Origin of the sequence: Agrobacterium rubi TR3 = NBRC 13261, from assembly GCF_000739935.1 — a bacterium.
Taxonomy (GTDB): domain Bacteria; phylum Pseudomonadota; class Alphaproteobacteria; order Rhizobiales; family Rhizobiaceae; genus Agrobacterium; species Agrobacterium rubi.
Genome location: NZ_BBJU01000029.1, coordinates 52,095 through 70,991, shown reverse-complemented (window position 1 = coordinate 70,991; position 18,897 = coordinate 52,095). Strand labels below are relative to the sequence as shown.

Sequence of the window (18,897 nt, the reverse complement as noted above, 5' to 3'; positions counted from 1 at the left end):
CCGAAAGAAGCGGGCTTACTTGAACATGTCCTTGAACTTGGCGACGTTGTCCTTGGTGACGATCGTCACTGGAACGTTGATGATCGGTTCGATGGTTTCACCCTTTTTCAGCTTGGTCAGCGCTTCGACGGCAGCCTTGCCCTCGCCTGCTGGATCCTGCTGAACGACGGCGGTGACCCAGCCTTCTTCGATGCCTTTCACTGCCTGTGCGGTCAGGTCCCAGCCAAATATCTTGACGTCTTTCTGACGGCCCTGGCTTTCGACGGCCGAGACGGCGCCGATCAACTGCGGTTCACCTGTAGCATAGATCGTCGTCATATCCGGATTGGCGGTCATCAGGTTTTCAGCAGCACCCAACGCAACGTCCTGCTGGTTCTGTCCATCAACCGTATCGAGGAAGGTAACCTTCTGGCCACCATCCATTACAGCCTTCTTGAAGCCATCGAGACGCTGGTTCTGAATGAAGGAATTGAGGGCTCCGACAATGCCGGTCTTGGCTGTGCCGCTCATGTCGGCCTTCACATAATCGGAAAAGAACTTGCCGATATCTTCACCGGCCTTGGCGTTATCGACACCGATGAAGGCGACATTATCACCATCTGGGATTTGCGCATCGATGGCGATGACGGGGATGCCCGCTGTCTTCGCAGCCGTAATGGCTGGCTTCACGCCATTGACATCGATGGCGACCAGAATGATGCCGTCAACCTTCTGGGTAATGTAGTTCTCGATTGCATCATTTTGTGCGGCAGGCACATTGTTGGCGTTGAAGATCACCAGTTTCGCTCCGGCAGCGTCTGCGGCCTTCTGAGCACCGTCATTGATCTGATTGAAGAACAAAGCCTGCTGGTTGATGGTAACGAGCGCAAATGTGTCTGCGCTGGCGGATGCGACGCCGAAAGCCAGCGTCATAGCGGCGGCTGCGGTGCTGTGGATCAAAAATCTGGAAAGGCGCATTCGGGTTCCCCTTGTTTTTCGGAATGGCCTTTAACCAGACCATCAGGCGCTTAAGCACAAGGACATAATTCAAGAGACTTGAATTTTTGTCAAGTCTCTTGAATTGAACTTTCCGGAAGCAGGAATTCAGAATGTGGCGGGCGTATTGACCCAGAAAATGCTGGCCCGCTCATGGCCTGTATTGCGATAATGATGCGGTAGATCGGAATTGAAGACAAAGGCATCGCCGGCCGCGAGCATATAGCTTTTTCCATCGACAATCAGCTCGATCGCACCCACCAGAAGATACCCAACTTCTTCACCCGCATGCTGAATTGGGCCAGCGCTTTCTCCACCCTCCTCGATATGGTGGATATTGCACTGAAGCAAATGACCCGCTGAATAGGGGATAATTCGTTCCAGTGAAATTCCCTCGCCGCGTCGCAAAGGATCAAGCGCGATAAGCGGTCGCGTGCCTGACCGGAAGACGATGCCCTCCTCATCGTCAGACTCTTCAAACATCCAGCCGATATTTGTATCGAGCGCGCCCACAAGCCTATGCAACATCGGCAAGGAAGGTGATGCCTTGCCGTTTTCGATTTTCGAGAGCAGGCTTTCGGAGCAGTTGGCGGCATCGGCAAGAGCCTTCAACGTCATCCCCCGCGTCTGACGCGCCAGTCGCAACCGCATCCCCAACCGGGCTGGATTTACGGTCTGCGCCACGGCGTCATCGTGAATTGCTGCCATCAGTGCTAAATCGCCCTTCATGTGTTTTTCTTCTATCAGTTGCCGGAAGCAACTCAGATGTCGGCATGAGCACTCCAAGGATCACTCGACACTGTGGTGACACGACTACCACCTAACTTTCATCTGGATCAAGTCAGTTGAATGCCACGAGATATTTGCTTGCTACGAGAAGTCAGATTATCGTCTTTCGGCTACGCCACGAATAGGATGGAGCCTCTTCGCCTAGAGTGGAACGAACCAACCGCGCCTAAAGATTTTCGATCTAACTTTCTGATATATAACATATACTTTCAATATATGTGACCCTAGGTAAGTTCAGCTTAAGCTCGACCTCTACTTCGAAAAGCTAGCTTTTCTTAGCATTGGATAGCTCAATCTGACTGTCCTGAGAACATGATGATGGCCGATGGGCGTCAATCTCAACATCGTAGTCCCAAATCGCGCGACCGGGAGTCCTCGTGTCAATCGGCGTTGAATTTTGGGTTTCCCTTGGCTTGGTTTCTGAGGGAGAAGCAGCGCCATGCGAGCCCAGTTTCCGCTCAAAGCGCCGCGGTTTAATACGCATATCTCTGGGCAGTGATGGCGCATAGTCGAGGCAGGTGCGACCGCTTAAGCGAGAGCGGGTTGAACGTCGCGCGAGCCCTCCAGCGTTCCTTTACAAACAGACGAAGGTCACGTTTCGTCTGCAGCGGTTCCGTATCGTTGATATCGCGGGCCAATATCCGATTGTCTTGGTCGACCCTGAGCATCAAGAGCGCTTCAACAAGGCATTCGGACACAGGTATCCATGTCCCTATTCATCTTGCGCATCACGCGATCGAATGGCACGGGATCCCGACCGTGGAACCAATTCAACGCGACGCGGCAGAACAAAAAACAAGATCGCTGCTCCGCGCAAACGATGCGCCGCACATGTCAGATTACCTGTTGTAAAGGTCACCTCTTCGAGGTTTTGTGGATATAGCCACCGGGTTTCGACATCTGATCGAACATCAGCCAGCGCCTGGTGTCGCCGCAGGGGTTGCGTCGGTCGTCAGCCGGTATTTCGCCATTTCTGCGGGTGTCAGATAATAGAGCTGGTTGGGCGGGGTCTCCAGCGCGTGGATCCATAAACCGGCGCCGATACCCATCTCGTCGAGGTGTCGCGCGACGCGCGCGGTGGTTGCTTGAACACTGGACATCGCTTGGTCCGGTGACGGGCGCTCAATGCCACCATTGAACACCTGATGCACGCCCACCACGGCATCCTTTTCTGCCGATCGTGTCACGCCACCCGCAAAGACGATTGGGCAGGAGGAGGCGCAGAGCGCCTTTTCCGCGACCTTCGTGGCGATATTCTTCTCTCGGATCAGCTTGGACATCGCAATGGCGTCATCGACCGAACCTCCCGGTGAGTTCAAAGAGATCAATTTGATATACTCGCCACGAGCCTCGACCTCGTTGGCAAAGCGGCCAGCTGCGCCGGGGTCGATAGTGCCTTCGGCAACGAGCACGCCACCCGAGACAAGATTGAATGTCATCGGCTTGCGCAAGACTTCCTCCGGGCTTGAAGGTTGGACTGGCGGCGCGCCAGGCGCTCCTGGCGCGGTCGTCGGAGGGAGAAAAGTCGGCACGTCCGGCAATGTTTCAAGACCTGGTCGTGCCGCTTCGGCCGTGCTGATCTCCCGGATGTCGATCACCAGAAAGGCGACCGCTGCCGCCAGCAGCACGTAGAAGGCGCCGCGCATCAGCACGCCGTCATCCATGCTGATCACGGCCTTAAGCGCGGATGCCGGTTTCATGTCGCCGGACCTTTGCGGGGTGTTTTGTTCAGACCGAGACTGGTGATGTTGTTTGTCTCCGTGTCGTCCTTATTGTCTTCGGCTTCTGCAATGGCATTTTCTGTGGCCTGCACTTCGGTGGCTGACATGGTTTCAGCGGCGATGGCCTTCTGCATCGCCAGCGTCTGCATCAGTTCTGCCACGGTGATCCGTTCGGCGAACGGCATGGTCTCTTCCTGCCTGCGGATTGCACCATTCACCACGGCCAGAATGAACACCATGACACCTGGCAACAGATCAATGGAAATGGCCCCTGCCCATGCGGGAATGAAGTCGGAAGCATAACGCAGAACGGCTTCCGCCGACGAGAGCGGCACGAAACGCCGCTCAGCCACAGGAGCACGCGAGAGAATTTCGTCGGCAGCGTCGGACAACACCTTGGATTGCGCAGCAACCGAGGCACGGATGGTTTCCATCACGCGATCCTGACGGCTGATCAGATCCTGTTCGCCGCCGTCGGGGATCGGAGCGATGAAGCCGAGCGAAAGATCGTCGGCCGCACGGCGGATGGAGGGAGCGATCGAGGTTTGCCCCAACGATGCAATGACGCCTGTCAGGGCCACGACTTCCGACGAGAACTTGTCGGCGCGCGGTTCGACGACGCCGGGTGCCGAGACGAGACCACGCATCGTCTCGAGGCGTTTTTGGCCTTCGTTGAACAGGTTGGTAACCTGCTCACGCGATGCATTGATGCCGTTTTCCAGTTCGTTCAGTTGTGACGACATCTGCGACAGGAGCGAGACGACACTGCCGGAGCCAGTGGTTCCGGTCAGCGCGCCAGACTGTCGTTCGGATGCCGCTAGCTGGGTGAAACGCTCCTTGGCGCGTTGAATGTCAGGCAACAGGCTCTGTGCTGCCAGCGCATTCTGGTGTGCCTGATCCAGATCTTCCGTGTAATCCTCGACCGTTTCCGCAAGATGCTGTTCCAGTGCCGCCGATCCTGCCAACGCGGCAGCATTCAACCAGCTCGACATGGCCAGGATCATCACGCAGCCAACGGCCATCACCGCCAACATGGCGGTGCGGCTGGAACGACTGGTGACGTGCGGATAAAACCGCGCCATATATGACCAGAATGCATAGATGCCGACGGATACAGAGGCGGAGTAGATGATGGCAGCAAAGAAGACCGCCGTCGGCGAACCGTCCAGAATGCTGCGCACACCCAGATAGGTGTAGACGCCAGAAGCAAGTGCGAGAACGGCAAGGGCGAAACGTGTCATCGTTTCGACCGCCGCCAGGCTTTCCTGCAAGCGATGCGATGCGCCAAGCGCCATGGCCGATCTCCAAAAAAAGGAATGTATTCCTTAACACTGACTTAAAATTCGGCGAATTCAAGGCTGCTGAAATATGAGGCTTCTGCAGTGCACCATGGCCGATCAACTTTCAGTTATTTGTGCGTGAAAACAGTTGCGGTATGTCTTTTCTGATTCGAAGAGAACGGCGAGTGCCCGAAATTCAGCCCCCCGCTTCAGTTGATATCGAAGCGGTGACGATCAGACATTGCCGCGTGTTTCCACGTAAAATGCATAGACCGAGTGGCTGCTCGCCACGGAGAGGCGGTTCTTCTTTGCGCCGCCGAAAACGAGGTTCGGACGACTGGTGAAGCGAATGCACTGACAGAGCGAAGCCCGGGGCCATCCCAAGATAAAACCTCGGTTGCCTCTCCGATTATCCTTATCGAGGACTTCTATCCAGTCAGGGGCATTGTACCGCTCAGCCGCCGCTATTCATTATTATCCAGCAGATGGGTGAAATGGACATCACTGATGATCTTGATCTGAGGATCCGTCAGCTCCTCTAGCGGCGGCTGAGACGCGTCTTTACTCCCGCGTTCATTTTCGAAAGTCTCGGTAACGACAGCGCTCTGGATGTGCAACTTCTCAACCGCCTCTCGGCTGTCCTGTATCCCAAAAGATTTCAAGATTTTGTTTTTTCCCAGCGACTTACGGATGTCCGCTGGCACGGGTGCGCGCAGATAATATGTGCGATTTCTGAGGGTCAACCAAGGGTAAATTGTCACGTCTTCCATGCCTCGCTGTAGCAGTTCGCTGTAGCAGATGGAAGTTTAACCTATTGAAAACGCATCATGTATTTGAATTACAATGATGTTTTTGGTGCCCCTTGCCGGAATCGAACCAGCACTCCTCTCGGAACCTGATTTTGAGTCAGGCGCGTCTACCAATTCCGCCAAAGGGGCAACTCTGGAATCGTATTCCTTGGTATGCGGCGGACTATACGAACCGACTGTGCTAGGTCAACCGATTTTTGCGAAAATTTCGATTTCACGAAACTTTGTTTGCGGCAGATATGTCAACGCTCAACGAAGGATTTGCAAGCGAGATGAGACTGGATTAGAGGCTTTGCTTGGCGTTTCAACAATGCCGCATCCCGCCTTGTTTTCCACCTGATCAGGTGCTTTTAAATCCCGCGTCGAATGTTAAGGACAGATCATGGCACGTTCAGTTTCCGCTGAGAAAACCCGCAGCACGTCTGCCATCCTAGTGACAGCAGGAATGATTTTCACCGTGGGATCGGCGCTCGGCTTCCAGCATATTGGCGGCTATACGCCTTGTGCACTTTGCCTTTTGCAGCGCGATCCCTATTATTACGCCATTCCCATTGGTATTCTGGCCATTGCAGCCAGCCTTTTCAAGCTGCCGGTCTGGGTCACGCGGGCAGCACTCATCATCGTTGGCCTTGCCATGGTGATCGGCGCCGGTCTTGGCGTCTATCATTCGGGCGTGGAATGGGGTTTCTGGCCAGGGCCCATCACATGCTCCACGGGCGCGCCATCGATTACCACCAATGCCGGAAGTTTGCTGAGCGACCTCAACGCCGTCAAGCCGCCGTCATGCAATGATGCGGCACTGCGAGTTCTGGGTCTGTCCTTTGCCGGCTGGAACGTGATTGCCAGCATCGTGCTTGCGGGCATCGCCTTCTTTGGCGCTAGCCGCAAGAGCGCTTGAGCCGACGGTCACGGCTGCAATTCGGTATCCCAGTAGAGATAGTCCATCCAGCTTTCGTGCAGATAGTTGGGCGGAAACGAGCGACCGTTGTTGTGGAGGTCCTGCACTGTTGGCTGAAACGGCTTCTGGTGGGGAATCATCCCGGCAATCTTGGGTAGCTTGCTTCCTTTTCTCAGATTGCACGGCGAACAGGCCGCAACGACGTTCAGCCATGTCGTTTCGCCGCCATGCGCGCGCGGGATGACATGATCGAAGGTCAAATCCTCGTGCGATCCACAATATTGGCACTCGAATTTATCCCGCAAAAACACGTTGAAGCGTGTGAAGGCGGGATTTCGTGTAGGCTGAACATAGGTCTTGAGGCTGACGACACTCGGCAGCCGCATGGAGAAACTGGGTGAACATACCGCGTGATCATATTCTGCAATGATGTTCACACGGTCAAGAAACACGGCCTTGATCGCGTCCTGCCAGGACCACAACGACAAGGGATAATAACTCAGTGGCCGGTAGTCTGCGTTCAAAACGAGCGCAGGCAAGGCCTGTGGTGAAACGGCAATCGTCAAGGGCGTCTCCTGACCGATTCTGCATCTACATCTTGTATATTAAGTCTGTTGTTACAGGATTGTGAAGCCCATAAATGAAGCGCTGAAAGAAAGGCTTATTTCAGGCGATCGGAACGGCCTCCCGCTGCGTCATCGACGCGTAGTAAGCCCAGAAAAGCCGGGCCGCCACGGAGCGCCACGGCGACCAGAGAGACGCCATCTCGCTCAACTCTTTCCCACTCGGGCGCGCATTCATCTGGAACGCGTGCGCTACGGCTGCCTGGAGTGCAACATCGCCGGATGGAAAAATATCCGCATGCCCGCCGCAGAACATCAGATAGACCTGCGCGGTCCATGGACCGATGCCTCTGAGCGCCGTCAACCGGGCAAATGCTTCCCGCTCATCCAGAACATTCAGCGCATCAAAGTTTAGTCTACCCTCGGCAATGGTGGTCGCGACACCATGCAACGTTCTGGCCTTGGCACGTGACAGGCCAAATTGTGCGGCCTCGGCAGTTACTACAGCCAGATAATTCTGCGCTGTGATCTCCCCCACCGCGTCTGCCATCCTGCGCCAGATGGCATCGGCGCTGGCGCGCGACACCACCTGAGAAACGATGATATGGGCCAAGCCTGCAAAACCCGGCTTATTCAACCGCAATGGCAGCGGCCCAGCCTTCACGGCGACCGCCTTCAGGCGTGGGTCGATCCGCAGAAGGTTTGCCAGCCCCTCCTCGATATCGGCAGCATTTCGAATGATGTTGACCACTGCACCTCACACGCATGAGTTCGCCTTGGCGAAGCACTGAAAACCGTGGCAGAAGAAACCATGTCTTTGCTTTCAGGTCAAAAACCGGTTTTTCGCTTTGCCCCCAGCCCCAACGGGCGGCTTCATCTTGGCCACGCGCTTTCTGCCATTCTCAATCGTGACATGGCACAGGCGATGGGAGGGCGGTTCCTTTTGCGCATCGAGGATATCGATCTTACGCGCTGTACGCCTGAACTCGAGCAGGAGATTTATGCCGACCTTGCATGGCTTGGCCTGACCTGGGAGACGCCCGTGCACAGACAGTCAGAGCATTTCGGGGACTATCGACAAGGACTGGAAAAACTGATCGAAATGGGATTGGCCTATCCTTCGTTCATGAGCCGCAGCGAGACGAAGGCTTTCGTGAAAGACTATGAAGCAGATGGGAAAGCGTGGCCACGCGACCCTGATGGCGCTCCCCTTTACCCCCCGCTCGATAAACAGAGGTCAGGGCAAGAGGTTTCTGACCTTCTGTCTTCGAAGGTGAAACACGCGTGGCGGCTGGATATGAATGAGGCGATGGCAAGACTTCGACACCCGCTCGAATGGGACGAGACCGGCAGCGGCATGAAAACCACCGTCAAGGCCGATCCAGCAGCATGGGGAGACGTGGTCCTGTCACGCTCTGATGCGCCATCGAGCTATCACCTCTCCGTCGTTCTCGACGACGCTCGCCAAGAGGTTTCCCATGTCGTCAGAGGCATGGACCTGTTTCACGCAACTTCAGTCCATAGGTTGTTGCAGGACCTGTTGGCGCTCCCGGTGCCGGAATATCATCACCATCGTCTCGTGCTGGATGATGATGGCAAAAAGCTTTCCAAAAGCATCGGCAGCACCTGCCTCGGAACCTTGCGGGAGAGCGGCGTTTCACCCTCAGATATCCGCAGCCTCCTCGGCGTCTAATGCCTCTCTTAAGCTACCATTGTGGATACCAGCCTTGATGATGTGCCGGATGCGGTACTTCATTAAGGCCGCATTGACCTCGGCACCCAGCATGAAGATGACGCCGACCATATAGAGAAAGACCAGCACGATCATGACCGACGCCAGACCGGCATAGGTTGCGGCATAATTGGCGAAGGTCGCCAGATAATAGGCGAATATCGCTGCGCCGATGATCCAGAACAGCAATGTCAGGACGATCCCCGGCAGCACGTCCCATATGCGGCGTCGCCCTGCTGGCAGCCACAAATGCGCAGCGGCAAGGCCGACAGCCAGAACGATAATCGTTCCATAGAGCCCGAGATTGGAGACCGTTTCCAGAAACCCTTTCAGCAAGGGAAAACGCGTTTCGGCAAAAGACAAGGCCACGGGAACAGCAACGAGGACGATGCTGATGACGGTGAAGATCGTTACCGCGATGACGACGTAGAACAGGCTGAGCAGGCGCGTGACGTACCACCAGCGGGTCTCGCTGACCCGATAGGCGCGGTTGAGCGAAATTCTGATCGCTTCGACGCCGTTGGAGGCGAAATAGGCAGCGGCGAGAACCGAGATCGTCAGCAATCCGCCGCGGGGAATGGTCAGAACCTGTTGTACCTGGGCTGCAAGCGGTGCTGCGATGGCCTCGGGCCATGTGTCGAATATGATGTGGACGGCCGTTTCGGCAAACTGGTCTGCACCCAGAAAACCGGCCAGCGCCGTTCCGAAAATCAGAAAGGGAAACAAAGCAAGGAGGATGGAAAGCGCAACGTGACTTGCCATTGCCCAGCCGTCATCTTCGGCAAAGTGAAAATAGGCATCCAAGGCGACTTTGCGGACGATGTCCAATGCGGCAACCATGTCACCTCCTCAATCGACATTTCATTTGTAACCCATGGCGAGATATGGGAAGTCAAGCACCGCTTGTACAGCGCGTGAGACCATGCACCGGTTCCACGCATACGAGAAGAATTGCGCGCTACTGAATTCAACACCCATGCTGGGCACCCCTTATACGACGCCGATCTTAGGAAAGACTTTCCATGCTTGAAAAACCGGTCATCATCATCACCGGCTGCTCCTCTGGAATTGGCGCCTATTGCGCCCAAGCGCTTCATGGGGATGGCTGGCGGGTTTTTGCGACGGTGCGGCGGGCAGAAGATATGCTGGCGCTCGAACAACAAGGCATCGAAACCCTGCTGATGGACTACACCAAGCCGGACACTATCGCGGCCTTGGTAGATGAAGTGGCCGCCAGAACGGGCGGACGGATCGATGCGCTGTTCAACAACGGTGCCTATGGCCAACCCGGTGCCGTCGAAGACATCTCCGTAGATGTGCTGCGCCAGCAGTTCGAAACCAATGTGTTCGGCTGGCACGATCTGACCTGCCGTGTCATTCCCTTCATGAGACGGCGCGGGCAAGGTCGCATCGTTCATTGCTCTTCCATTCTCGGCCTTGTGCCCTACCGTTACAGGGGCGCCTATACCGCGTCGAAATTCGCGATCGAGGGTTTGGGGGTCACGTTGCGCATGGAGCTTCAGGGCAGCGGCATTCATGTCAGCCTCATCGAACCGGGCCCGATCGCCTCGAAATTCACCGCAACGGCGCTGGCGCATATCAAGGGCAATATCGACCTCGAAAATTCAGCCCACGCGCAAGACTATAAGCGCCAACTTGCGCGGCTGGATGACAGTGGGCCGAAGAACAAGCACAAGCTTGGTCCCGATGCCGTCTACACAGAACTCAAGCATGCCTTGACGGCGCTGCGCCCCAAACCACACTATCTCGTCACCGCGCCCGCCAAGCAGGCCATGATCTTAAAGCGGCTTTTGCCTGCCGGATTGTTTTACCGTCTGTTGCGCAAGTTCGACTAGCGCTCCCACGATCCAATCAGCTACAACGCACGTAACACTACACGGCATTTTCGGGAGGGTAGAGCATGTCCAGTTTCGCAACGGTCCTTGCGGTCATCGTGATGGGTCTGGTGGTGCTCGTGTTGATACGCGGGCTGTTCAACATGCTCAAAGGCACGGATGCCAACAAATCCAACAAGCTGATGCAGTTGCGCCTTCTGTTACAGGCCATCGCCATCATCCTCATCATGTTTGTCCTGTGGCTGACCGGCGGCGGACGATAAGAGTTTTAGAGGCATACCATGGTCAAGCTGAACAAGATTTACACCCGCACCGGCGATGACGGCACCACGGCGCTCGTGTCAGGCCCGCGCCGCGTGAAACACGATCTGCGCGTCGAAAGCTATGGCACCGTGGACGAGACAAATTCCGCCATCGGCATCGCACGCCTTCACACATCAGGCCTTACAGAGCTGGATGCCATGTTGTTTCGCGCCCAGAACGATCTTTTCGACCTTGGTGCCGATTTGGCGACACCGCACACCGGTGAGGTTTTATCCTACGAGCCGTTGAGGATCATAGACGCGCAGGTAACGCGTCTGGAAAACGAAATCGATGCGCTGAACGCCGATCTCTCGCCACTAAAATCCTTCGTTCTTCCCGGCGGCACGCCGGCCGCTGCCTATCTTCATCTTGCCCGCACCATCTCGCGACGTGCCGAGCGTCAGATGGTCGAACTTTCCAAGATGGAGGGTGAGGTTGTGAGCGCTGCTGCGCTGAAATACATCAATCGGCTCTCCGATTTCCTGTTCGTGGCGGCCCGGTTTGCCAATGATGCGGTGAATTCGGACGTTCCAGACATATTGTGGGTTCCGGGCAAGAACCGCTAATCCGCAGCAAGGGCGTTTCGCATGTTCATTCCACTTCACGATGCGAACTCGCTCAAGCATATCAAACTGCAATATGTCACCATGTCGCTGATCGCGGCCAATGTTCTTGTCTGGTTGTTGTTCGGCGTCTTTGCCAGCGATGAGGCCGGAAACGCCGCGGTCTTGGGCTTCGGCTTCGTTCCCGCTGTTGTATTCGACTACGCGCAGCTCGACCCGGCACTGCAATTCATCCCCGACCAGATGACCGTCTTCACCTATGCCTTCATGCATCTGGGCTTTTGGCACCTCGCTTCCAACATGCTCTTTCTCTGGGTGTTCGGAGACAATGTCGAAGATGCCTTCGGCCATCTGCGTTTTCTTCTGTTTTACCTCGCCTGCGCGGCAACGGGCGCATTGTTTCACGGATTTGTCTCGCCCTCGTCGCAAGGACCGCTGATCGGTGCGTCAGGTGCGGTATCGGGCGTCGTCGCCGCCTATCTTTTGCTGCATCCCAAAGTCCGGGTCTGGATTCTGGTATTCATGCGTATTCCCATCCCCTTGCCTGCCTTCATTCCGCTGGCGCTCTGGGTCGGGCAACAGTTCTTCATGTTCCTGTTCGGCATGCAGGACCGGGTGTCCTGGGGCGCGCATGTCGGTGGCATTGTTGCTGGCGTTATTCTGGTGTTGTTTCTGCGCAGACCAGGCGTTCCGCTGTTCGACCGCACGATCGTCACCCCGCGGGCGGTCCAGCATAAAAATCAGGGCCCGCAAGCGGCTGTCGTGTCGCAAACGGAACGACCTTTCGATGGTATCCGATGAAGATTGGAACAAGGATTGATATTTACGTTCACGTTAACGTAAGATATCCGCGACGCGCATGAGATCATGAGCATTGCTCCGTTGAATTTACGGGAAAAATGCGTATCCATGTCGCAACTTGATGAATTAGGAGGACCGTTCGGCGTTTCGCTTGATGGTCAGGAGTTGAAGGAAGGTTATCGATGAAGATCCTCGTCCCTGTAAAGCGTGTGGTGGACTACAACGTCAAAATCCGCGTCAAGGCGGATGGTTCAGGCGTCGAGCTGGCCAACGTCAAAATGTCGATGAACCCGTTCGATGAAATTTCCGTCGAGGAAGCCCTTCGTCTGAGAGAAGCGGGCAAGGCGGAAGAAGTTGTTGTCGTGTCCATCGGTCCGGCAAAGGCAGAAGAAACCCTGCGTACCGCGCTGGCCATGGGTGCCGACCGCGCCATCCTGATCGAGACCGATGAGGCCGTCGAGCCTTTGGCCGTCGCCAAGCTTTTGAAGGGCGTTGTTGAAGCCGAGGCTCCGGGCCTCGTCATCGTTGGCAAGCAGGCTATCGATGACGACAGCAACCAGACCGGCCAGATGCTGGCAGCGCTTCTGGGCTGGGGACAGGGCACATTCGCCTCCAAGGTCGAACCATCAGATGGCAAAGTTGCCGTCACCCGCGAAGTCGACGGCGGTTTGCAGACGGTTGAGCTCACGCTCCCCGCAGTTGTCACGACGGACCTTCGCTTGAACGAGCCGCGCTATGCGTCTCTGCCCAACATCATGAAGGCCAAGAAGAAGCCTCTGGACAAGAAAACGCCTGCCGATTTCGGCGTCGATATTGCCTCGCGCCTCAAAGTCTTGAAGACCGAGGAGCCGGCAGGCCGCAAGGCTGGCGTCAAGGTTGGTTCGGTTGCCGAACTGGTATCGAAGCTCAAAGCTGACGGCGTCATCTAAAAAACGCGAAAGGGAGATTTCACCATGGCCATTCTTCTTCTGGCAGAACACGACAACGCGACCCTTTCCGACCAGACGGCAAAGACGCTGACGGCAGCGATACAGATCGGCGGCGATGTCACCGTTCTCGTTGCCGGTTCCAACGCCAAGGCCGCCGCCGACGAAGCCGCAAAGCTTTCCGGTCTCTCCAAGGTCCTGCTTGCCGATGACGCATCCTATGCCAACCAGCTGGCCGAGCCACTGGCGGCGCTGATCGTTTCGCTCGCCGCCTCCTACGATGTCATCATCGCGCCTGCCACGGCATCGGCAAAGAACGTTTTGCCGCGCGTGGCAGCTCTCCTCGACGTGGCGCAGGTGTCTGAAATCATCGAAGTCGTCTCGCCTGATACCTTCAAGCGCCCGATCTATGCCGGTAACGCCATTCAGACGGTTCAGGCAAGTGATGCGAAAAAGGTCATCACCGTTCGTACCTCGACCTTTGCACATGCAGAAGCTGGAGGCTCCGCGTCTGTAGAAGCTGTTTCCGCTGCTGAAAACCCGGGTGTTTCCACCTTCGTATCGGACGCATTGGCATCATCTGACCGCCCTGAACTGACATCGGCAAAGATCATCATCTCCGGTGGGCGCGCATTGGGTTCCGCCGAAAAGTTCAAGGAAGTCCTTCTTCCCGTGGCAGACAAGCTGGGCGCTGCCGTTGGTGCATCGCGCGCTGCCGTCGATGCCGGTTACGCGCCGAACGACTGGCAGGTTGGCCAGACCGGCAAGGTCGTGGCACCGCAGCTTTACATCGCGGCTGGCATTTCCGGTGCCATCCAGCATCTGGCCGGCATGAAGGACTCGAAGGTCATCGTCGCCATCAACAAGGATGAGGAAGCGCCGATCTTCCAGGTTGCCGATTACGGCCTCGTGGCAGACCTGTTCGACGCTTTGCCTGAGCTTGAAAAAGCGCTCTGATCTGTTCTCACTTTAAAAGCGGCGCGTTTTTTGAACGCGCCGCTTTTGTTTTTCGACAATACGCGTAACATCGCCGCAGAGCCAAGCGCTCAAAACATGCCCTACAGGAGAACCACATCATGGCCGCCCCTATCAAGAATGTCGGTATTATTGGAGCCGGTCAGATGGGATGCGGCATTGCGCATGTTTCGGCGCTGGCCGGTTACAAGGTCCACATCTACGATCTGGCCAAGGATCGTATCGAGGCAGGTCTTGCTACCATCAACGGCAACCTCGCCCGCCAGGTGAGCAACGGCAAGATGCTGGACGAGGAACGCAAGACAGCACTCTCGCTGATCGGGGGTTCTTCCGATGTCAACGATCTCGCGGCCATGGATTTGGTCATCGAAGCGGCCACCGAACACGAAGACACCAAACGTAAGATTTATGCGCAGGTCTGCCCGGTCCTGAAACCCGAAGCGCTTCTGGCGACAAACACATCGTCTCTATCGATTACACGACTTGCTTCGGCCACTGACCGCCCGGAACAGTTCATGGGCATCCACTTCATGAACCCGGTGCCAGTAATGAAGCTGGTGGAACTGGTGCGCGGCATTGCAACCGGTGAACAGACTTTTGAGACTGCCAAGAATTTCGTGCGGTCGCTGGATAAAGCTATCACCGTCGCCGAAGATTTCCCGGCCTTCATCGTCAACCGCATTCTCCTGCCAATGATCAACGAAGCCATCTACACGCTCTATGAGGGCGTCGGTTCGGTGGAAGCCATCGATACGGCCATGAAGCTTGGCGCGAACCACCCGATGGGACCGTTGCAACTGGCCGACTTCATCGGCCTCGACACATGTCTGTCGATCATGCAGGTCCTGCATGATGGTTTGGCAGACAGCAAGTATCGCCCCTGCCCGCTGCTGGTCAAATATGTCGAAGCGGGATGGCTTGGCCGCAAATCCGGTCGCGGCTTTTACGATTACCGCGGCGAAACACCCGTTCCGACGCGGTAATGTCACAGGGCGTTACGGCGCCTTGGCCGTATCGACCAGCAACTTGGCATCGGGGCTGTCCCATGCGGCAGGTCCATTCATGGATGCGAGAAGGCAGCCTTTATCATCGACGAGAAGGGTTGCCGGAAGCCCGAAGGCAAGGCCTTCTTTTTTCAAGGCGTTGAACACGCCCATCGTGCTGTCCCGGTAGAGTTTGAGCGAATCGATGCCGTATTCGCTCATGAAGGTTTTGGGCTTCTCGTCATCGCCAGTATCGATGTTGACGGTGACGACCTCGAATCCATCGCCGCCTTTTTCCTTCTCCAACGCGTTCAGCGCGGGCATTTCCTCGCGGCAGGGCACGCACCACGTGGCCCAGAGATTGAGAAGAACCGCCTTGCCCTTGAGATCGGCCTCGGTCATGGCCGCACCATCAGGTCCCTTGAAAGACAGCGGCACGACACGAGGGCGTTCATTGGCCGACATGGCGGCGACCTGCCCCTTTAGAAGCGGCTTCAACGAGGCTATGCGCTTGGCTGCACCCTCACATAAACCCGCTTGCGCCACTGCTGCCCCTTGAACCTGACCCTCAGACCCAATAAGCCTGAACGCCACCACACCCGCACCGCAGACGACACCGGCGATAGCGGCAATTGCAACAAGTCTGGCGGAAGGAAGCCTGAAAGGCGTTTTTTCTGTCATCGAATACTCCAGGGCAGGCGAAGAATGGCTGACGGCATCGAACAAAAATCCTCCAACCAGATGTGGGGCGGACGTTTCGCTTCCGGTCCTTCAGCTATCATGGAAGAGATAAATGCCTCTATCGGCTTCGACAAGAAGCTTTATGCTCAGGACATCCGCGGCTCAATAGCGCATGCCACCATGCTGGCCGCAAAGGGCATTATTTCTGGCGAAGATAAAGACAAGATCATTCACGGCCTGAACACGATTCAGTCAGAGATCGAGGCAGGCTCGTTCCAGTTTTCGCGCAAGCTCGAAGATATCCACATGAACATCGAGGCGCGCCTTGCCGACCTCATCGGTCCCGCCGCTGGACGTCTGCACACTGCCCGGTCGCGCAACGACCAGGTGGCCCTCGATTTCCGTCTGTGGGTCAAGGAAGAGCTTCAAAAGACCGAGGGCATGCTGACAGCCCTGATCACAGCCTTTCTCGACCGCGCCCAGGAACATGCCAACACCGTCATGCCGGGCTTCACCCATCTTCAGACGGCACAGCCGGTAACCTTCGGTCATCACTGCATGGCCTATGTGGAGATGTTCGGGCGCGACCGCGCCCGTGTTCGCCACGCTATCGAGCATATGGATGAAAGCCCGATTGGTGCCGCGGCCCTCGCAGGCACCGGCTACCCAATCGACCGACACATGACGGCCAATGCGCTGGGCTTCCGCGAGCCGACCCGCAACTCCATCGATACCGTTTCGGACCGTGATTTTGCGCTAGAATTCCTGTCCATCGCCTCCATCTGCGCGACCCACCTTTCGCGCCTTGCCGAAGAAATCGTCATCTGGTCGACGCCGCAGTTCGGCTTTATCCGCCTGTCCGATGCGTTTTCAACCGGCTCTTCCATCATGCCGCAGAAGAAAAACCCTGATGCTGCCGAACTGGTGCGTGCCAAGACGGGTCGTATCAATGGTTCGCTGATCGCACTTTTGACCATCATGAAGGGCCTGCCGCTCGCCTATTCCAAGGATATGCAGGAAGACAAGGAACAGGTGTTCGATTCTGCCGAGAGCCTGGAACTAGCGATTGCAGCAATGACCGGGATGATCCGTGACCTCGAGGTGCGCGTCGATAAGATGCGCGACGCCGCAGGCTCGGGCTATTCAACGGCGACCGATCTGGCCGACTGGCTGGTGCGCGAGGCAGGCCTACCCTTCCGCGATGCCCACCACGCAACCGGCCATGCAGTAGCACTGGCTGAGAAAAAAGGCTGCGATCTGGCCGATCTGTCGTTGGAAGAGTTGCAGTCGATCAATCCGGCGATCACAGCAGGCATTTTCGATGTTCTCTCGGTGGAAGCCTCCGTTGCCAGCCGCACCAGCTTTGGCGGCACCGCACCTTCGGAAGTGCGCAAGCAGATCGCCTGGTGGCGCGCAAAGAACTGATCAGTCTGGCGTTATGTCAGCATCAAAAGAAACAGGGTGCACAAGTGCCCTGTTTTTCGATATCAGCAATGCAGAGATTTCCTTTGGACAGGCCCATGCTTTCAAAAACCCTGCGTAATTTCATCGTTCCCCTCGGCGTAACGCTTGCCGTTAGCCTTGCTCTTTCCGGCTGCGGTCGCAAAGGCGACATCGATCCGCCGAGCACGCCGAAAGAGCAGCGCAACATCCGCTCGTCCAGCGATAAAGCGAAGGCGACACCGGAACGGCCCTTTATTCTCGATAAGCTCCTGTAAGGTCTAGAGACGTGAACCACTTTCACTACATCGACGGTGTGCTTCACGCCGAAAACGTTCCCGTGCCTGAAATCGCCAAGGCCGTTGGAACGCCGTTCTACGTCTATTCCACGGCAACGCTGGAGCGGCATTACAAGGTGTTTTCGGAAGCCTTTGCCGATGTAGACGCGATGGTCTGCTACGCCATGAAGGCAAACTCCAATCAGGCTGTTCTTACCACGCTGGCAAAGCTGGGTGCCGGTGTCGATGTCGTGTCCGGTGGCGAATTGCACCGCGCGCTGGCGGCCGGTATTCCCGCCAGCCGCATCATGTTTTCCGGCGTCGGCAAGACCGTTGCCGAAATGGATTTTGCGCTCGAAGCCGGCATCTACTGCTTCAACATCGAATCCGAACCGGAGCTCGAGGTGTTGAACCTGCGGGCGGTCAAGGCTGGCAAACAGGCGCATGTCTCCTTCCGCATCAATCCCGATGTCGATGCGGGGACCCACGCGAAGATTTCGACCGGCAAAAAAGAAAACAAGTTCGGCATTCCCTATGAGCGCGCGCGTGCGGTCTACACCCACGCAGCCACTCTGCCCGGCATCGTCGTCAGCGGCATCGACATGCATATCGGTAGCCAGATCACCGAATTGCAGCCGTTCGAATCCGCCTTTCGTTTGCTGCGGACGTTGGTTGAAGCGCTGCGCGGCGATGGTCACACGATCAGCCATGTGGATATCGGCGGCGGTCTTGGCATTCCATATCGGGAAGACAACAACCCACCACCTTTGCCGGATGCCTACGCTTATATCGTCAAAAACGAGCTGAAGAGCCTGGATTGCAAGATAATCACCGAACCGGGCCGCCTGATCGTCGGCAATGCCGGAATCCTGGTGACGGAAGTTATCTATGTGAAAGACGGCGGCGAAAAGACCTTCGTGATCGTTGATGGGGCGATGAACGACCTCATCCGCCCGACCTTGTATGAAGCCTATCACGGCATTCGCCCAGTCACTCAACCTTCACCGGATGCCCCGCGCATCAAGGCGGATATTGTCGGTCCTGTCTGCGAAACGGGGGATTACCTGGCGCTGGACCGCGACATGGCGACACCCGAACCCGGCGACCTCATTGCCGTCAGTTCCGCCGGTGCCTATGGTGCGGTGCAGGCCGGAACCTACAACTCCCGTTTGCTGGTGCCTGAAGTTCTGGTCAAGGGCGACACGTTCCACGTCATCCGTCCACGCGGGACGTACGAAGAGTTGATAGCGCTGGATTCCGTCCCACCATGGCTCGCGTGATCCGTTAAGCGATCACAATTGAGCGAATAGGGCGTAAAAACAGG

At 56.5% G+C, this 18,897-nt stretch carries 21 protein-coding genes and 1 tRNA gene; 12 read left to right on the top strand and 10 right to left on the bottom strand.

Features of this window, described 5'->3' with window-relative positions; translation table 11 throughout:
• Positions 1-15: 15 nt before the first annotated feature.
• From RRU01S_RS22065 to RRU01S_RS22035, 6 genes are all read right to left on the bottom strand, one after another.
• Positions 16-957: an ABC transporter substrate-binding protein gene (locus RRU01S_RS22065; protein ID WP_045232379.1), complete on the bottom strand. Its 942-nt coding sequence runs from the start codon at positions 955-957 to the stop codon at positions 16-18.
• 126 nt (positions 958-1,083) lie between these two features.
• Positions 1,084-1,683, bottom strand: coding sequence for a cupin domain-containing protein (locus RRU01S_RS22060; RefSeq protein WP_045232431.1), 600 nt, complete (start codon positions 1,681-1,683; stop codon positions 1,084-1,086).
• 992 nt (positions 1,684-2,675) lie between these two features.
• Entirely contained in the window at positions 2,676-3,464 is a 789-nt protein-coding gene (locus tag RRU01S_RS22050; protein ID WP_045232377.1) for a COG3904 family protein, read from the bottom strand.
• Positions 3,461-4,780, bottom strand: a complete 1,320-nt coding sequence (locus RRU01S_RS22045) for a hypothetical protein (RefSeq protein ID WP_045232376.1) — start codon at positions 4,778-4,780, stop codon at positions 3,461-3,463. Before RRU01S_RS22045 ends, RRU01S_RS22050 begins: the two co-directional genes overlap by 4 nt.
• Before the next feature lie 449 nt (positions 4,781-5,229).
• Complete coding sequence (locus RRU01S_RS22040; RefSeq protein WP_045232375.1) at positions 5,230-5,535, bottom strand: DUF6538 domain-containing protein; 306 nt, start codon at positions 5,533-5,535, stop codon at positions 5,230-5,232.
• A gap of 83 nt (positions 5,536-5,618) precedes the next feature.
• A tRNA-Leu gene (locus RRU01S_RS22035) sits at positions 5,619-5,703 on the bottom strand.
• Positions 5,704-5,956: 253 nt separating this feature from the next.
• Here RRU01S_RS22035 and RRU01S_RS22030 point away from each other — a divergent pair.
• Positions 5,957-6,472 carry a disulfide bond formation protein B gene (locus tag RRU01S_RS22030; RefSeq protein ID WP_045232374.1) on the top strand — a complete coding sequence of 172 codons (516 nt, stop codon included), beginning with the start codon at positions 5,957-5,959 and terminating at the stop codon, positions 6,470-6,472.
• 8 nt (positions 6,473-6,480) lie between these two features.
• Here RRU01S_RS22030 and RRU01S_RS22025 read toward each other — a convergent pair whose 3' ends face one another.
• Both RRU01S_RS22025 and RRU01S_RS22020 read right to left on the bottom strand, forming a co-directional pair.
• Positions 6,481-7,038, bottom strand: a complete 558-nt coding sequence (locus RRU01S_RS22025; RefSeq protein ID WP_045232373.1) for an HNH endonuclease — start codon at positions 7,036-7,038, stop codon at positions 6,481-6,483.
• A 100-nt stretch (positions 7,039-7,138) separates the two neighbouring features.
• Complete coding sequence (locus tag RRU01S_RS22020) at positions 7,139-7,786, bottom strand: DNA-3-methyladenine glycosylase family protein (RefSeq protein WP_045232372.1); 648 nt, start codon at positions 7,784-7,786, stop codon at positions 7,139-7,141.
• Positions 7,787-7,846: 60 nt separating this feature from the next.
• On the opposite strand from RRU01S_RS22020, the gene gluQRS reads away from it, so the two are divergent.
• Positions 7,847-8,728, top strand: coding sequence for a tRNA glutamyl-Q(34) synthetase GluQRS (gluQRS, locus tag RRU01S_RS22015; RefSeq protein WP_045232430.1), 882 nt, complete (start codon positions 7,847-7,849; stop codon positions 8,726-8,728).
• Here the strand turns inward: gluQRS and RRU01S_RS22010 are convergent.
• Positions 8,699-9,607 carry a YihY/virulence factor BrkB family protein gene (locus tag RRU01S_RS22010; protein WP_045232371.1) on the bottom strand — a complete coding sequence of 303 codons (909 nt, stop codon included), beginning with the start codon at positions 9,605-9,607 and terminating at the stop codon, positions 8,699-8,701. The genes gluQRS and RRU01S_RS22010 overlap by 30 nt on opposite strands.
• A gap of 182 nt (positions 9,608-9,789) precedes the next feature.
• Between RRU01S_RS22010 and RRU01S_RS22005 the strand changes: the two genes are divergently transcribed.
• From RRU01S_RS22005 to RRU01S_RS21975, 7 genes are all read left to right on the top strand, one after another.
• The gene (locus RRU01S_RS22005; protein WP_045232370.1) at positions 9,790-10,623 is read left to right on the top strand and encodes an SDR family oxidoreductase; all 834 of its coding nucleotides are present in this window, start codon (positions 9,790-9,792) and stop codon (positions 10,621-10,623) included.
• Between the two features lie 65 nt (positions 10,624-10,688).
• Positions 10,689-10,886 (top strand): twin transmembrane helix small protein, encoded by a 198-nt coding sequence (locus tag RRU01S_RS22000; protein WP_042619921.1) that lies wholly within the window; start codon positions 10,689-10,691, stop codon positions 10,884-10,886.
• Between the two features lie 18 nt (positions 10,887-10,904).
• The gene (locus tag RRU01S_RS21995) at positions 10,905-11,492 is read left to right on the top strand and encodes a cob(I)yrinic acid a,c-diamide adenosyltransferase (protein WP_045232369.1); all 588 of its coding nucleotides are present in this window, start codon (positions 10,905-10,907) and stop codon (positions 11,490-11,492) included.
• Between the two features lie 21 nt (positions 11,493-11,513).
• Positions 11,514-12,290 (top strand): rhomboid family intramembrane serine protease, encoded by a 777-nt coding sequence (locus tag RRU01S_RS21990; protein WP_045232368.1) that lies wholly within the window; start codon positions 11,514-11,516, stop codon positions 12,288-12,290.
• Positions 12,291-12,472: 182 nt separating this feature from the next.
• A complete protein-coding gene (locus RRU01S_RS21985) occupies positions 12,473-13,219 on the top strand; it encodes an electron transfer flavoprotein subunit beta/FixA family protein (protein WP_045232367.1) in 747 nt (248 codons plus the stop codon).
• 24 nt (positions 13,220-13,243) lie between these two features.
• Positions 13,244-14,173, top strand: a complete 930-nt coding sequence (locus RRU01S_RS21980) for an electron transfer flavoprotein subunit alpha/FixB family protein (protein WP_045232366.1) — start codon at positions 13,244-13,246, stop codon at positions 14,171-14,173.
• Between the two features lie 119 nt (positions 14,174-14,292).
• Entirely contained in the window at positions 14,293-15,174 is an 882-nt protein-coding gene (locus tag RRU01S_RS21975; protein WP_045232365.1) for a 3-hydroxybutyryl-CoA dehydrogenase, read from the top strand.
• 12 nt (positions 15,175-15,186) lie between these two features.
• Here RRU01S_RS21975 and tlpA read toward each other — a convergent pair whose 3' ends face one another.
• Positions 15,187-15,855 carry a thiol:disulfide interchange protein TlpA gene (gene tlpA, locus RRU01S_RS21970; protein ID WP_045232364.1) on the bottom strand — a complete coding sequence of 223 codons (669 nt, stop codon included), beginning with the start codon at positions 15,853-15,855 and terminating at the stop codon, positions 15,187-15,189.
• Between the two features lie 24 nt (positions 15,856-15,879).
• Here tlpA and argH point away from each other — a divergent pair, with 24 nt between their 5' ends.
• The 3 genes from argH (at position 15,880) to lysA (ending at position 18,853) form a co-directional block, all read left to right on the top strand.
• A complete protein-coding gene (argH, locus tag RRU01S_RS21965; RefSeq protein ID WP_045232363.1) occupies positions 15,880-17,280 on the top strand; it encodes an argininosuccinate lyase in 1,401 nt (466 codons plus the stop codon).
• Between the two features lie 95 nt (positions 17,281-17,375).
• Entirely contained in the window at positions 17,376-17,573 is a 198-nt protein-coding gene (lptM, locus tag RRU01S_RS21960) for an LPS translocon maturation chaperone LptM (RefSeq protein ID WP_045232362.1), read from the top strand.
• 11 nt (positions 17,574-17,584) lie between these two features.
• Positions 17,585-18,853: a diaminopimelate decarboxylase gene (lysA, locus tag RRU01S_RS21955; RefSeq protein WP_045232361.1), complete on the top strand. Its 1,269-nt coding sequence runs from the start codon at positions 17,585-17,587 to the stop codon at positions 18,851-18,853.
• The last annotated feature ends 44 nt before the right edge of the window (positions 18,854-18,897 follow it).